Source organism: Psychrobacter sp. S4(2024) (assembly GCF_036861305.1).
Classification (GTDB): Bacteria; Pseudomonadota; Gammaproteobacteria; order Pseudomonadales; family Moraxellaceae; genus Psychrobacter; species Psychrobacter cryohalolentis.
This window is the reverse complement of sequence record NZ_JAZAQR010000002.1, coordinates 283,491-298,852: the sequence shown is the minus strand read 5'-3', so window position 1 is coordinate 298,852 and position 15,362 is coordinate 283,491. Positions and strand designations below refer to the sequence as shown.

Annotated in this window: 13 protein-coding genes; 5 read left to right on the top strand and 8 right to left on the bottom strand. The window is 41.5% G+C overall.

Annotation, left to right across the window (positions count from 1 at the left end; all coding sequences use genetic code 11):
- The first annotated feature begins 59 nt into the window (after positions 1–59).
- On the top strand, positions 60–494 hold the full coding sequence (gene fur, locus VLA57_RS06170; protein WP_011512663.1) for a ferric iron uptake transcriptional regulator: 435 nt from the start codon (positions 60–62) through the stop codon (positions 492–494).
- Positions 495–605: 111 nt separating this feature from the next.
- Here the strand turns inward: fur and VLA57_RS06165 are convergent, their stop codons facing one another.
- Together VLA57_RS06165 and VLA57_RS06160 are read right to left on the bottom strand one after the other, a co-directional pair.
- Positions 606–1,727 carry a PilT/PilU family type 4a pilus ATPase gene (locus VLA57_RS06165; RefSeq protein ID WP_133103813.1) on the bottom strand — a complete coding sequence of 374 codons (1,122 nt, stop codon included), beginning with the start codon at positions 1,725–1,727 and terminating at the stop codon, positions 606–608.
- 158 nt (positions 1,728–1,885) lie between these two features.
- Complete coding sequence (locus VLA57_RS06160) at positions 1,886–2,938, bottom strand: type IV pilus twitching motility protein PilT (protein WP_149492504.1); 1,053 nt, start codon at positions 2,936–2,938, stop codon at positions 1,886–1,888.
- Positions 2,939–3,253: 315 nt separating this feature from the next.
- Here VLA57_RS06160 and VLA57_RS06155 point away from each other — a divergent pair, with 315 nt between their 5' ends.
- A complete protein-coding gene (locus VLA57_RS06155; RefSeq protein ID WP_333954599.1) occupies positions 3,254–4,012 on the top strand; it encodes a YggS family pyridoxal phosphate-dependent enzyme in 759 nt (252 codons plus the stop codon).
- A gap of 218 nt (positions 4,013–4,230) precedes the next feature.
- Here the strand turns inward: VLA57_RS06155 and VLA57_RS06150 are convergent, their stop codons facing one another.
- A complete protein-coding gene (locus VLA57_RS06150; protein ID WP_201532335.1) occupies positions 4,231–5,505 on the bottom strand; it encodes a hemolysin family protein in 1,275 nt (424 codons plus the stop codon).
- A gap of 244 nt (positions 5,506–5,749) precedes the next feature.
- The gene (locus tag VLA57_RS06145) at positions 5,750–7,453 is read right to left on the bottom strand and encodes an NAD+ synthase (RefSeq protein ID WP_333954598.1); all 1,704 of its coding nucleotides are present in this window, start codon (positions 7,451–7,453) and stop codon (positions 5,750–5,752) included.
- A 778-nt stretch (positions 7,454–8,231) separates the two neighbouring features.
- Between VLA57_RS06145 and VLA57_RS06140 the strand changes: the two genes are divergently transcribed.
- From VLA57_RS06140 to epmA, 3 genes are all read left to right on the top strand, one after another.
- Positions 8,232–9,371: an AI-2E family transporter gene (locus VLA57_RS06140; RefSeq protein WP_181209503.1), complete on the top strand. Its 1,140-nt coding sequence runs from the start codon at positions 8,232–8,234 to the stop codon at positions 9,369–9,371.
- 105 nt (positions 9,372–9,476) lie between these two features.
- Positions 9,477–10,637, top strand: a complete 1,161-nt coding sequence (locus VLA57_RS06135; protein WP_333954597.1) for a 4-phosphoerythronate dehydrogenase — start codon at positions 9,477–9,479, stop codon at positions 10,635–10,637.
- Positions 10,638–10,676: 39 nt separating this feature from the next.
- Positions 10,677–11,699, top strand: coding sequence for an EF-P lysine aminoacylase EpmA (epmA, locus tag VLA57_RS06130; protein WP_333954596.1), 1,023 nt, complete (start codon positions 10,677–10,679; stop codon positions 11,697–11,699).
- 130 nt (positions 11,700–11,829) lie between these two features.
- Here the strand turns inward: epmA and VLA57_RS06125 are convergent, their stop codons facing one another.
- From VLA57_RS06125 to purE, 4 genes are all read right to left on the bottom strand, one after another.
- Positions 11,830–12,468, bottom strand: coding sequence for an NAD(P)H-binding protein (locus VLA57_RS06125; protein ID WP_333954595.1), 639 nt, complete (start codon positions 12,466–12,468; stop codon positions 11,830–11,832).
- A 207-nt stretch (positions 12,469–12,675) separates the two neighbouring features.
- Positions 12,676–13,125, bottom strand: a complete 450-nt coding sequence (locus VLA57_RS06120; RefSeq protein ID WP_333954594.1) for a YaiI/YqxD family protein — start codon at positions 13,123–13,125, stop codon at positions 12,676–12,678.
- Positions 13,125–14,480 carry a 5-(carboxyamino)imidazole ribonucleotide synthase gene (locus tag VLA57_RS06115; protein WP_333954593.1) on the bottom strand — a complete coding sequence of 452 codons (1,356 nt, stop codon included), beginning with the start codon at positions 14,478–14,480 and terminating at the stop codon, positions 13,125–13,127. Before VLA57_RS06115 ends, VLA57_RS06120 begins: the two co-directional genes overlap by 1 nt.
- Before the next feature lie 241 nt (positions 14,481–14,721).
- Entirely contained in the window at positions 14,722–15,282 is a 561-nt protein-coding gene (gene purE, locus VLA57_RS06110; protein ID WP_333954592.1) for a 5-(carboxyamino)imidazole ribonucleotide mutase, read from the bottom strand.
- Between the last annotated feature and the right edge of the window lie 80 nt (positions 15,283–15,362).

Below are 15,362 nucleotides of genomic sequence, written 5' to 3'. Positions count from 1 at the left end.
TATTTACCTTATGTTTTTTGAACTTATTTGCTAAGACTTTCATAGTCAGAAGGGATATTATGGCTTCTTTTACCAATCAAGACTTACGTAGAGCGGGTCTAAAAGTAACGTTACCGCGTATCAAAATTCTAGAGCTGCTTGAGAGCGCAAAGCTGCATCATATGAGCGCAGAAGAGGTTTACAAGGCGCTAATTGAGCAAGGCGAAGATGTGGGTTTAGCGACCGTTTATCGCGTGCTGACTCAGTTTGAGCAGGCAGGTATTGTCGAGCGTCACAACTTTGAAAACAATTTATCCGTGTTTGAGATTACTCAAGAAGAGCATCACGACCATCTGGTTTGTGATAATTGCGGTAAGATTGTCGAATTTCATAATGAAGTGATTGAAGAAGAACAGCTTAAAGTAGCAGCAGAGCATGGCTTTAAGTTATCAGGCCACTCATTGGTACTATATGGTATCTGTGATGACCAAGCCTGTAAGGACAGCGTCAAGTAAGCATCAAAGTATCGATGAGATAAAATTAAAAAAGCCCTTATATATGATGAGGGCTTTTTTATAACGGTTTCTTAGGCATAAAAAATAATAACTATGGTTAAAAATACATTATTAAGTAATGTCTAACGATAAACTATCCGCGCCTTCATCTAAGTTTGCCACGCCATTTTTGCTGCTGAGTTTGATTTTTAAGCGCAGATCATTAGGCGAGTCTGCATGAAGAATCGCTTCTTTATAAGTAATCTCACCGTTTTCATATAGATCAAACAGTGCTTGGTCAAATGTCTGCATACCGCTATCACGTGAGCGTGTCATGACATCTTTGATTTCGTGCACCTCACCTTTACGAATATAATCGCTAATCAGCTGTGAGTTTAATAAAATTTCAATAGCAGCGCGGCGTCCCTTACCGTCAGGCGTTGGAATCAATTGCTGGGCGATAATGGCTTGTAAGTTAAGTGATAAATCCATAAACAGTTGATTATGGCGACTGGTCTCAAAAAAGTGAATAATACGGTCGATTGCTTGGTTGGCATTATTGGCGTGCAACGTTGCAAATACCAAATGCCCCGTTTCAGCATATTGAATCGCGTAACTCATGACTTCACGATTGCGAATCTCACCAATCAAAATCACATCTGGCGCTTGGCGCAAGGTGTTTTTTAGACCGGCTTCAAAAGAGTGGGTATCGATACCGACTTCGCGCTGGGTAATAATACAGCCACGATGCTTATGGACAAACTCGATAGGATCTTCTATGGTAATAATATGACCATGCGAGTTTTGATTGCGGTGTCCTATCATTGCTGCAAGGGTGGTTGATTTACCCGTACCGGTTGCACCTACTAATAAAATTATACCACGCTTTTTCATTGCCAGCTCTTTTAGAGAGGGTGGCAGGCGTAGCTCCTCGACAGTAGGGATATTATTTTCGATTTTCCGTAAAATCATCCCTGCCATATCACGTTGTATAAAGGCACTGACCCTAAAACGTGCTTGTTGCGCCTGATCAGTAATCGCAAACTGGCACTCGTTGGTCTCATCAAACTCTTTTTGCTGATTGACTGTCATGACGCCTTTGACCAGCCTCATAGTTTGTTCAGCCGTCAAAGGTGTTTTACCAACCGGCAGTATTTTGCCATTGATTTTCATGGAAGGGGCGACATCAGCAGTGATAAAAAGGTCAGAGCCGTTTTTGTTAATCATCAATTGTAAAAGTTTATCAATGTCCATAACGTACCTATATGTGCAAGAAAATGTGCCATAAATAGAGTGAAACCTGCTTCAATAAACTTTTTTGCGAAAAATGACAGTGAATTTAAAGGATGATTGCTCAGAAATCTGCAATTAGTACTATATTCGTTTAGAAAGAATTACTGATATCATTTACATTATAAAAATGCTTCAGGCTGTTTAGCGTAAGGTCGTGCAACGTCTTTACTAACTGTGCCTCTCGCTACAAGATTTTTAAGAGTTTGATCAAGAGTAATCATGCCATCACCAGCACCGGTTTGGATAGAAGAGTACATTTGAGCGATTTTATTTTCTCGTATTAAGTTACGAATAGCGGGCGTACCTAACATAATCTCATGGGCGGCAATTCGCCCGCCTGTTTGACGACGTAACAATGTTTGCGAGATAACGGCTTGTAGTGACTCTGATAGCATCGCTCGAATCATGTCTTTTTCAGCAGCAGGGAAGACGTCAATAACACGGTCAATGGTTTTGGCAGCGGAACTGGTGTGCAAAGTGCCGAAAACTAAGTGACCGGTTTCAGCGGCAGTGAGCGCTAAACGTATGGTCTCAAGATCTCGTAGCTCACCAACCAGAATAACGTCCGGATCTTCACGTAACGCTGAGCGCAATGCTGGCTCGAACCCCAAGGTATCGCGATGGACTTCACGCTGGTTAATCAAACTCTTTTTGGACTCATGAACAAATTCAATCGGGTCTTCGATAGTCAAAATATGCTCTTTACGGGTTTCATTGATATAATCAATCATGGCAGCTAGCGTGGTCGACTTACCTGAGCCGGTTGGACCAGTGACCAACACCACGCCACGTTTAAAGTCTGAAACACGCTTAAACACTTCGCCCATACCTAGATCTTCCATCGTTAGAACTTTGGAGGGAATCGTACGAAAGACGGCGCCTGCACCGCGATTTTGATTAAATGCGTTTACCCGAAAACGGGCTAGATTTGGAATCTCAAAAGAAAAATCGGTTTCAAAAAACTCTTCAAAGTCGGCTCGTTGTCTATCATTCATGATGTCATAAATGAGCTGATGTACCACCTTGTGGCTCATCTCTGGCATATTAATTCGCGTCATCTCGCCATCGACTCGAATCATCGCAGGCATACCGGCTGAAATATGTAAATCTGAAGCCTTATGCTTGACGGTAAAACGCAGCAGATCTTCAATGCTTAAATTTTGTTCAGCCATAATCGGATATTCCTATCAATAAATAAAGTGTGCCAAAATCAACATAGAAAGCAGGCGATAAACAAGGTTCTATGACATTGTTTGAGCCAACCTCATTAAAATAGGTTAGGCGTCACTATAATTGTTACTATTGCTAGAGCTTTTAGTAGCATATGTTAAACCATGTAACAATATCATAACAAGACTGTACTGATTTAACCATCTACTAACTGCATAAAATGCAAAAATAGACTGACTGATTTTTCGCATAGTGATAAAGCATCGATACAATCAGCTGTCTTTTATTTCGAACTCACTATATCAACAAGAGTTTTTATGAATATGTCTTCTCAGCAATTAATTAAAAATGTCGCAATCAATCTTAGCAATAATGATGAAGCAGAAGTTCAACATCTAACTGAGAACTGGCAGCAGGTAAAGACGCAAGTGGTACAGGCATGCGAACAAACGTTGCGAGCGCCGAGCAGTGTAACTTTGCTTGCGGTGTCCAAAACCAAATCTGCTGAGATGGTGGCAACATTGGCACGTCAAGGTCAGCATGATTTTGGTGAAAACTATCTACAAGAAGCGATTGAAAAAATAGAGTTGCTACGTGAGCAAGTAGGATGTAAGCATATTGTCTGGCACTATATTGGAAGCATTCAACGTAATAAAACCCGTGATATTGCTGAGTATTTTGATTGGGTACAAACGCTTGAGCGTGACATTATTGCCAAGCGTCTTAACGACCAACGTCCTGCTGAGCTGCCACCTTTAAACGTCTTGATCCAAATTAATATTGATAATGAAGACAGTAAGTCGGGATGTTTACCAGAGCAGCTTCCAGAATTGTTAACAGCAATTAAAAATTATGAACATTTGCAATTGCGCGGGTTGATGATTATTCCTGCTAAGGCAAACACAAATGCTTTTAAGCGCACCAAACAACTATTTGACGACATTAAGCGTACCCATCCTGAGCTGAGTCAATGGGATACGCTGAGTATGGGTATGAGTGATGATATGACTGATGCGATTGCTAGTGGTACGACCATGGTGCGTGTTGGCACGGCGATATTTGGTGCGCGTGCTTGATGTAATAGTGAATTCAGTATTAAAACGATACAGTAGGACTGGGATGAATTTTACGCAGCCTCTGTCAGCGTAGTCACAGCACGCTAGAAAAATTTATATCAGTACTGCGTTGGAATATAACGTATCTGTTTTATTTGGAATTGACTATAGTACGCACGCTTGAGGATAAAAATTATCATAAAGCCAACCCTGACAGTACTCATAAATTACATTACGTATTAAATCACATCTTCAAATTTTGTTACCAGTAGCTGAGTTATTTTAAGATTGTCAGTAGCGATAATCTCAAAACGATAATTGGCATACTCGACACAGTCTGTCTTTTTAGGAATTTTACGCAGCATATACATCATAAAACCGCTAATGGTTTCGTAATTTTGGCTATGTGGTAAATTGACCATGCCCAATGAGCGAATCACATCTTCAATGGGCGTCATGCCATCAATTAGCCAAGAGTTATCTGTACGCTGGACAATCGGTTGCTCCTCTAAGGTGACCAACTCGCCCATCACGATGCTCATTACGTCTTTAAGTGTGATCACCCCAACCACTAATGCATACTCATTCACAATGACGGCAAAATCTGCACCCGTTGATTTAAATGTTTCCAATACTTCAAACAAGGATAATGTATCGGGAATAAACAGAGCAGGTTTTAGCAACGCTTTGTCTGTTAAACACACTTCTTGCTGCTCAAGTACTGAGGCTAAAAAGCTGCGCGACTCTACATAACCGATGATATGTTCTAAGTCATCGTCATTACAGACCAAGAATTTATTATGCGGCTGCTTAATCATCACAGCAACCACTTCTTCGGTACTGGCTTTAGTATCAAAATAGACAATATGCTCGCGCGGATTCATGACTGAGGTTACGGTTCGCTCTTGCATCTCAAAGATATTTTCGATCAAGTGATGCTCTTGACGCTTAATAACACCAGCTTCCGCACCTGCATCCATCACCGCATAAATATCCTCTGACGTCATTTCATCTTGGCGTACGGTTGACACGCCTATGAGTTTAAATAGTAAATTTGCCGCCCCATCAAACACCCAAATAATCGGCTTAAAGATAAAAATAAAGAAAATCATCGGTCGAACCATTTTGACCGCGATAGGTTCAGCATTGGACATGGCCAAACGCTTAGGCATCAAGTCTGCAAACAATACAAACACACTGGTGACTAAGATAAATGATACCACGGACGCGGCAGTCTCATTGCCAAAAAGTTGCTGTAAATATGGACTAATGGCTGACTCACCGATGACCCCTGCTAAGATAGCCACTGCATTGAGCGCCACTTGTACCACGGTAATAAAGCTGCCGGGTTGCTCTTGCATATTGAGTACATCGAGTGCTCGTACTTCGCCTTCCTTGGCCATGACTTGTAACTTGATTTTGCGGGCGGAGGCAAGCGCCAGCTCCGAACTAGAAACGATAGCGCTTAGCGCAATTAATATAAAAATAAACACACCAGCGGTTAGCAAGCTCATGACATACTCGGATAGAAATAGGTAAGGTAGATAGATTTACAGTAATGATTGAAAGATAATAATTGGTAGGTTTTGAGGTAAAAGACATTTAGTTATTAACATTTAGTTAGGCACAAAAACTAAAAAAGCTGGGCAAGCACCCAGCTAATTATAAAACAATTTTATGATATTAGATAAAAACTTAAATTTATCAAGCCTTTAAAAAATGGCTCTAAAAGGTTTTTGATAAATTCAGTATCAAGGCTTAGCCTTTTATTGACCATTTATTGACGAGTGGATAACGGCGCTCACGACCAAAGGCTTTATGGCTAATCTTAGTACCAATTGGTGCCTGCGAGCGCTTGTATTCACTATTGTCGACCATTTGGATAACCTTGGCGACCAAATCAGCATCAAACCCTTTATTAATAATATCTTGATAGCCCATATCTTCATCGATATACGACATCAAGATACCGTCTAAAACATCATAATCAGGCAAGCTGTCTTGGTCTTTTTGATCGGGACGTAGCTCAGCAGATGGTGGACGAGTAATGACGCGCTCAGGAATAACAGGCGTATCTTCTAAACGGTTACGATAGCTGGCCAATTTATAAACTTGTGATTTATACACGTCTTTTAGAACGTCAAAACCGCCTGCCATATCACCATATAAGGTTGAATAACCAACCGCTAGCTCTGATTTATTACCAGTCGTGATAACCAAATGCCCAAATTTATTGGAAAGTGCCATTAATACAACGCCGCGCGCGCGTGCTTGGATATTTTCTTCGGTGGTATCAGCAGGCGATTTGTTGAATAATGGCGCAAGGGTATGACGGATACCTTCGACTGCATCAAAGATAGGACAAACGGTATAAGAGACATTGAGACGGCGAGCTTGAGCTTGCGCGTCCTCTAAACTGATTTGCGAGGTATATTCGTAAGGCATCATGACTGCATAGACCTTGTCAGCACCCAGTGCGTCGACCGCAATACAGAGTGTCAATGCTGAATCAATACCGCCTGATAAACCAACGATGATGCCAGTAAACCCTGAAAGATTGACATAATCGCGTAAGCCTACGACCAATGCTTGGTACATCTCTGATTCACGGCTTAATGATAAAGGTGCTTTTGCTTGTGTATCAAATTTTGCTGTTTTTACATCAAAGCTTACCAGTAGCAATTGATTCATAAAGCGTGAGGCTTCATGTGCGACGCTGCCATCTGCTTGAATGGCCATAGAGCCACCGTCAAATACCAAATCATCTTGACCGCCAACGGCATTAAGATAAACGATAGGTAAGTTGTTTTCACGGCTACGCTTGGTCAGCATTGTTTTGCGAGTATCTTGTTTTTCGATCTCAAATGGTGAAGCGTTTAAGCTCACAATAAGGTCAGCGCCTTGCTTTTTGAGCTCGGCAATAGGACCTTTTTCCCATAAATCTTCACAGATCAGCAGACCAATGGTGATACCTTTATAATCAAATAAGACTTGATTACGTCCTTTATCAAAGTAACGACGCTCATCAAATACGCCGTAGTTTGGCAAAATTTGCTTATGATAAAAGCCCTTTTGATGACCATTATGCAAGATAGCGGCTGAGTTAAAGGTGCCATGATGATCAACATGCGGATAGCCAACAATCATGACGATATCATCGATGTCGCTTAGGGTAGACAACGCGCTTTTGATACGTCCTGAAAGACTAGGACGTAGCAACAAATCTTGCGGTGGATAGCCCAATAAGGCCAGCTCTGGGAAAATAATGACATCAGCACCTTGCTCGCGTGCCTGCAGTGCTAGGGTGCGCATTTTTTCAGCATTGGCTTTGATATCGCCAACTAAGAAGTGGGATTGGGCTAGGGCAAACGTAACGCTATCTTGCGATTTTGAAGCTTGGTTGCCCTTATTGGAAGCGGTAAGGTTGGGGTTGTCAGTATCTTTTGCAGTGTCTTTTGACATTGTTATTGTTCCTATCAATAGGTTATTTAAATCTGTTATATATTTCTTGGTTTCAAATAAAACCAAATGAAAATATGTTTCCGAAAACGACTCAAAATATGTATTTAAAATCATTTACTCAAAATAAGATGCTTAAATAGTGCATCAATATCATGAGCATCAAACATGTATAGGCATGAATGTCATGCAGATGCGCCCTCTCAATTTATGCAGCACTGCCCTAAAAATAATGCTAAATACCATCTAGCGTAAGATAACAGGCGAGAGGGTGTTTTATAGACGCTAAGGGCTTACCTCAATAAAAGTAATAAAGCCAAACCAACAGAGCGTCATTTAAAAGCGTAAATCAATCCCTTTAGTATAACATCAATTGATGTTACTAATAGAACCAGCCAGTGATTTAGCTCTCTAGATGGTAGATATAAAAGTGCTTAAAAAGCGCATATTGATGATGTTTTTGTTAAGATAATTATGTTCCATAGGTTTTGGCAATCAACATCAATGACGATACAGGCACTAACAAATTTGCTCCCAAGAAAGTTGTAAGTAAAGGTTACAACATAGCGTTATTTATTTGGATAATCTTGTTGCATAATAGTTTTTTGCTGTTAGCCTAATTAACCTTATAAAAGCAGATGTTTTATCCAAATCTGTACTGCTCAAAATCTTCGCTAATGGATGAAAATTACAAACATAATCTGTGATTTAAACAACCCATTTATAAATTTTATAGTAGAACCGTATTAGGTTTCTGCTGGTCACTCTTGGTTTGCACGCTATGATTGAAAACTGGACGAAAGAATTTATTATTCAGCGCTTGCTGGCAATCACCTTATTGGTCGTGCTGTTTGTGCTGTGTTTTCAAGTGGTGCAGTTTTTTATTGTACCGGCATTGTGGGCAGCGATTCTGGCATATGTGACTTTTCCTATTTATAACTTTTTTCATCAAAGAGTCAGATTTAGCTCAAATTTTAGTGCAGCGATTATGACCGTCAGTATTACTTTGATGATAGGCGTGCCCTTGGTAGCCGGTATTTTTATCTTACAGCAAGAAGCGTTAAGCCTGATCAGTAATTTGGTCTATCGTATTAAAGTGGGTTATCTGGACGTGCCTGATTCTGTCAAAGATTTGCCGATAATAGGACAGCAGGTCAAAGATGTGCTTTGGCGCATCAATAAAAACCCTGAAGGGACGCTAGAGGCGTTTCGTCTTTGGGTACAGTCGCATCTGTACTACGGAAAAATTGCCTTTGACGTCGTGTTCAGCAGTCTTGCCAAACTTGGTATGGCGCTTATGACGTTGTTCTTCTTTTATCGCGATGGCACCAGTTTGGTTCGCCAAATTCGACAAGCGCTGCGTAATATTATCGGTAATCGTATCGACGGTTATATTGACTCTGTCGGTACTACCACGCGTGCGGTGGTTTACGGTATCGGTCTGACAGCATTAGCACAGGCATTGCTTGCTGGTATCGGCTATTATTTTGCCAGTGCACCGAGTCCTATTTTAATGACGATTGTAACGTTTATCATTGCTCTCATTCCATTTGGTACGCCATTTGTTTGGGGCGGTGTCTCACTTTGGTTATTGAGCCAAGGGCATACGGTTGAAGGTATCGGCTTAGCACTTTGGGGTATTTTAGTGATTAGCTGGGTTGATAACCTTATCCGTCCGATCGTTATTAGTGGTGCGACCAAAATTCCTTTTATTATTATCTTTATTGGGGTGTTGGGCGGTCTGACGGCTTTTGGTTTTGTGGGTTTATTTATTGGTCCTGTGGTACTAGCAATCGGACTTGCGGTATGGCGTGAATGGATATCACAGCATAAAAATGATCTGTTTGCCCAACAAGAAGAGCTGGATCAAGGTAAAAACTTGATTAAAGTGGATCAGCCGAGCCAAGACACACTTTTATAAGCGCGTTTATAGTAAAGCAATCATCTAAAGCGCTTAAAGTCATATATAAGATTATCTATATTCAATGAGACGGTAGCGAATACTATGAAAAACAAGGTAGATACGATGAGAAATCTCACTATTGTGGCTGATAGTAATATCGCAAGCCTTGATGAGTTCTTTAATCCTGTAGCGCTGGGTCAAAATACTGAGCAACAGGTGCAGGTCATACGTGTTGCTGGTCGTGATATCAATGCACAATTAATGGCAGATGTGCAGCCTGACGTTTTGTTGATACGCTCTGTCACTTCAATAAATGAATCGCTATTAAGTGATAATAATAGCGTCAAATTCGTTGGTTCTGCGACCATTGGTACTGACCATGTCGATCAAGAATATTTGGCAGAACGCAATATTACCTTTGCCAATGCCGCTGGCTGTAGCAAGCATTCAGTCGCACAATACGTAGTGACTGCTATATTAACTTTACGCCCACAGTATTGGCAGCAATCCACGAAGCCATTAACATTGGGCATCATCGGACTTGGTAATATCGGTAGTACGCTAGCTCAGTATGCCAATGATTTAGGCTGGAAAATATTGGGTTATGACCCTTTATTAGCCACATCCGATATCAACAACGCTAGTCTTGAGCAGGTATTGAGCCAAAGCGACATAGTAAGTTTACATGTCCCTTTAACGGATAAAAAAGATACGGATGCGCAAGATGCAGTTAGCAACAGCATTAGCAATAATGTCAGCGATTATCCAACGCGTCATTTAATTAATGCAGAAACTTTGACACTGATGTCACCGCATACTATGCTGATTAATAGTGCGCGCGGACCTGTAATTGATGCCGCTGCCCTCGAAGCCGATATCGATGCGACTGAACGCCAAGTAGTATTGGATGTGTTTGAACATGAGCCGCAGATTTCTGAGAGTTTGCTCTCTAAGCTTGCTATTGCCACTCCGCATATTGCTGGTTATACCTTAGAAGGCAAGCTGCGTGGCACGCAAATTATTTATGATGCTTTATGTGAAAAATTGACAGTACTACCTGTATTATCGATGCATCAGTTACTACCACTCAATACTTATCTATGGTTTGAGCTAAAAGAACATCCAGACAGATTGCAAAAGTTTTATGATATTAGAAAAGACGATGCGGTATTAAGAAATAAAATAACCAACGGTAAAGTTAAAGGTTCAGATTTTGATCAATTACGCCGTGATTACCATCTGCGCCGTGAATGGCAAGCACAAACAATCAGTGTGACTATTTAATTATCTGTTTTTACGATTTATGAGGCACTGTAACCAGTCATGAGTAAAGCCAATAATCAGTCTTTATCTAATCTAAGCTATGCCCCAACGATGACCCTTGCAATGGCGCAGCAGCGTGCGAAATTAATGAGTGTCATTCGTCAGTTTTTTGCTATGCGTCAAGTATTAGAAGTGCAGACGCCGCTATTATCGCAAGCAGGCAATACCGATACCTTTTTGCAATCCGTAGCCGCACAGGTCACGTATCAAGACAAACCTTGTACTTATTATCTGCATACGTCACCTGAATTTGCCATGAAGCGTTTGCTTGCCAGCTGGCAGGTGCCCATTTATCAAATCTGTCCGGTTTTTCGAGATAATGAGATCGGGGCGCGGCACAATATTGAATTCACGATGCTGGAATGGTATCAGCCAAATTATAGTCTGGATGATCTAGCAGCAGAGCTTGGTGAGCTATTGGAAGCGCTCTATGGTCATCCGATAATCATGAGTCATTATCGCTACGTTGATGCTTTTATGGATTTTGTTGGTATTCACCCGCTGACCGCCAGTCTAGCAGCATTACAAGCTGTGGCAGAAGACAAAGGTCTGATAGGATTGGATTTTAATAGTGCAGAGAGCTGCGATAGCGAACAAGACCGTCGTCAAAGCTGGCTAGATTTATTATTTAGCCATGCTGTTGAGCCAAATTTGGGTCACGATTTGCCGACATTGATTATTGAATATCCGCCTGCAACTGCCGCTTTGGCAAAGACCGCTGTTGATAAAGAAGGTAATAAAGTTGCCAAACGCTTTGAGCTGTATATCAAAGGAATCGAGATTGCCAACGCTTATGATGAGCTAGCAGACGGGCAGGCGTTAAGAGGGCGGTTTGAGCAGGACAACCAATTGAGAGCGCGGCATAACTTGCCACAAATGCCTATTGATGAGCACTTAATAGCAGCGTCTGATGATTTGATACCTTGTAGCGGGATTGCTGTTGGTTTAGATAGGCTGCTGATGGTGTTGACAGATGCAACGAGCTTAGAAGAAGTTATCTCATTTCCTAGTGGTTCGGCTTAGTCGCTCTTCGACAGATTTAACATAGTCGTTCCTTATTTTACAAGCCTATACTAAGAAAGCGAGTAAGCCTTTTGACTTACTCGCTTTTTTGTCTGTCATTTTATTTATAACTAATTAGTACGGGGCGCCATTATAATTTTGCAATAGCCTCAGCAATGTTTGTATCACCATTATGCATACTAAATACGGTGTTAATGCTATTGTCTGCATTAAGTACAGCAGCTAGCGTAGTTGCGACATCTTCGATTGAGTTCTCACCGGAATTATCATCATTGATGGTAATTTTTCCAGTAGCGGCTCGCTCTTTTAACGCTCCTGCTTGTACGATGGTGTAATCAAGACTGCTATTATGGATTAACCACTGATCAGCGTAATGCTTGCAGATATAGTATTCTTTTAAATTTTCAATAGCTGAACTGTCCCATTTACTGGTGTCTAACGAAAAGACGGTACTTAGCATGATATAGCGTTTGATACCTTTATCTTGTACGGCTTGCATGGTCTTAACCGCCCCATGTAAATCGACTTCTAAGACGTCTTTGCCGCCAGACCCAGCAACGAAATAGACAGCATCGATATCTTGATCAATTTGCTGTTGAATTGCATCCTTGTTTGCAGTGATATCCAAATCTAATTGGCTATAATTATGATCTTGAAATAACTTTTCTTCCTGACGGGTGGTACCGATCACTTGATGGTTATCTGCTAATAGTTGCTTAACCAAATCAGTACCCACTCGACCACTTGCGCCAATTACTAAAATCTTCATAATCATTCCTGTTTTTATTCATGTTATCGTCGTTTGAAAAACGGATTGTTTTAAACGTTGGATATAGCGTAACAAGAAAAATCGGCACGCTTCGTTATGAAGCGTGCCGATTGCATAGTGTTTGGTTATAGAGTGTATACGGTTTGCAAGGAAGCAAAGCGCCTATAGTGATTTTGAAATAATAGAGAGAACGTTATTTATAAAAGATTAGCGTACCAATTTATTTAGCCCATCGGCAAAGGCTTTTTTATCACGATCGCCATAAGGTTTTTGTCCGCTCATTTCTTGCAGCTCAAGCACGCCAGTACCACGCATGGTATCCATAAAATCACGCATATTGAGCTTTTGCTTAATATTGTTTTTGTCATAGACCACACCGCGTGTTGTCAGTACCATGCCACCTTTGTCCAAAATATCATTGGCCAAAGGGATGTCACTGGTAATCGCCAAATCACCCGGCTGAATCTGCTCAACAATATAATCATCGGCTTTATCAAAGCCAGAGGGCACGACAGTCATCACCAGTAGAGGCGATTTACGCAGCTTGATTGGCTGATTGGCGACAAATATCGCCATCGTTTTTGTACGCTCAGCGGTCTTAATAATCAAGTCTTTGGCAATCAAAGGCACTGAATCTGCATCTACCCAAATCTGCATTATTTCTTAGCCTTCTCTGCTTTAGAGTTGGTTGACTCAAAATTTTGTTGCTCATTATCATCATTTGTTAAGCTTTTTTTATGTTTAACGTCAGTGTCTACTTCAGCAGTCGTTAAGCTATCTTCTGCCGTTGCCGGATTGTTGATGGGCATTACCTTTTTATCAAGACCAACTTTATTAGGCAGTACCGCGACCAGCTTTGCCAATGCAGGCTCTAAGTCTGCCACATCATTTGGCATCAAGGTAATATGGGCAATTTTACGGTCATCGCGCTCCGCTTTATGATAGCTATGATAATGTACGCCATCGATATTGAGAACTTCACTGATATCAGGATATTGCCCTAAGACATTGATCATAATTGCTGGATAGACATTGTCAGTATCGCCTAGTGGCAGATTAACTACGGCACGAATATGATTTTCAAATTGGCTGGTGACAGCACCTTCAATACTCCAATGACCAGAATTGTGCACGCGTGGCGCTATTTCGTTGGCAAGTAGAGTGTCATTGCCGCGCGCATCTTTGGTTACAAATAGCTCAAGCGCCATTACACCAACATAGCCCAAATGATTCATGACGTTGGTAATAGCATCAGTTGCTTGTTTGAATAAATGACTGGTACCAATAGCTGGTGCTTGGGTCTTGGCCAAGATACCCTGATGATGATGGTTTTCGACCAAATCATAACAGCGTACCTGACCGTTTTGACCTCGTGCGGCGATGATAGAAAGCTCACGACTAAAGTGAATAAAACCTTCAGCAATCAATGGCGCTGGCGTTTGTGTAAGCGTGCCTTTACCCGTAACTGCATCCTTTAGTTCTTGCCAAGCTGCTTTGATATCGCTGTCTTGTCTGATCACAAACTGACCTTTGCCATCATAACCGCCTCGGCTAGTTTTTAGGACAATAGGCAATCCAAGAGCATTACAAGCTTGCTGTAATTCCGCCTCTGAACTAACAGACACAAAGGGTACCGTTGCGATATCAAGCGTATTAAACATCTGCTTTTCTTTTAAGCGATCTTGCGCGATATCTAGGGCAATCGTTGGCGGAAACATGCCTTGTTTGCTGCCAGATTTTGATAGATTTGCTAGTTGCTGAACGGTAGCAGTTGGGGTATTTTCAAACTCCAAAGTGAAGACGTCAGCTGCTTCAATAAAGGCGTCTAATTGCTCGCTGCTAAAAACGCGCCCATATAGACTGGCCGGACAGTCAGCGCTGTCTTCCAAAAACACACAGTGATAGCCCAATGGCATAGCCGCTTGTGCCAGCATCATGCCAAGCTGACCACCGCCTAGAATACCAATGGTGCGAATGGTTTGAGTAACAGGGTAAGCGTTCGCTATAGTCATGGCAGGCTCTTTGATTCAAATAAACAAGGGGTTAAATGCTTCAATATATAAAAATATAAATGCATATGGCTATAAAGGCTATAAAAGTCTAACGAGTTAAAATAGGAAAAGGTGCATTGTATGCACCTTGTATTTAGTAAAACTTATCTAAAAATAAATATCAAGTAAACCCGCTTATATTCAAAATGAACGATAAAAATGGTAAATATAATAATTATTTTCCAGTCGCTTAAGTTAAATACTAAGTATTAATAATACCGGGCGTTGGACTGGCAAGAATGGTGTCAGTTTGCGCTTGACGCATATTATCCAGCTTAGTTGCAATCGACTCATCATGTAATGCCAACACTTGAATCGCAAGCAGTGCCGCATTATAAGCGCCTGCTGAGCCAATAGCTAATGTGCCAACTGCCACGCCTTTGGGCATCTGAACGATAGACAGTAAGCTGTCCCAACCACTCAGCATAGAGGATTTTACAGGGACACCAAAGACAGGTAGCGGCGTTTGACTGGCACACATACCGGGCAGATGAGCTGCTCCGCCAGCGCCAGCGATAATCACTTGCAAGCCGTTGCCTTTTGCGCTTTTAGCATAATCGAATAATCTGTCTGGCGTACGATGTGCTGAAACCACTTCACATTCAAAGGCGATATCAAAGTCTGCAAGCAATTGTGCTGCTGCGCTCATGGTTGCCCAATCAGACTGCGAACCCATGATAATGCCAACTTTTGGTTGACCAACAGGGGAGGTGATAGGTGCGTTCTGATCAGTAGCGTTAATCGTCGCTGAGATGATGCTCATGCTTTGATATCCTCAAAAAGACCATCATACAAAAATTTTGCTGTATTCGTAAAGCCAAGTTTGCGCTTTAATGCCAAATC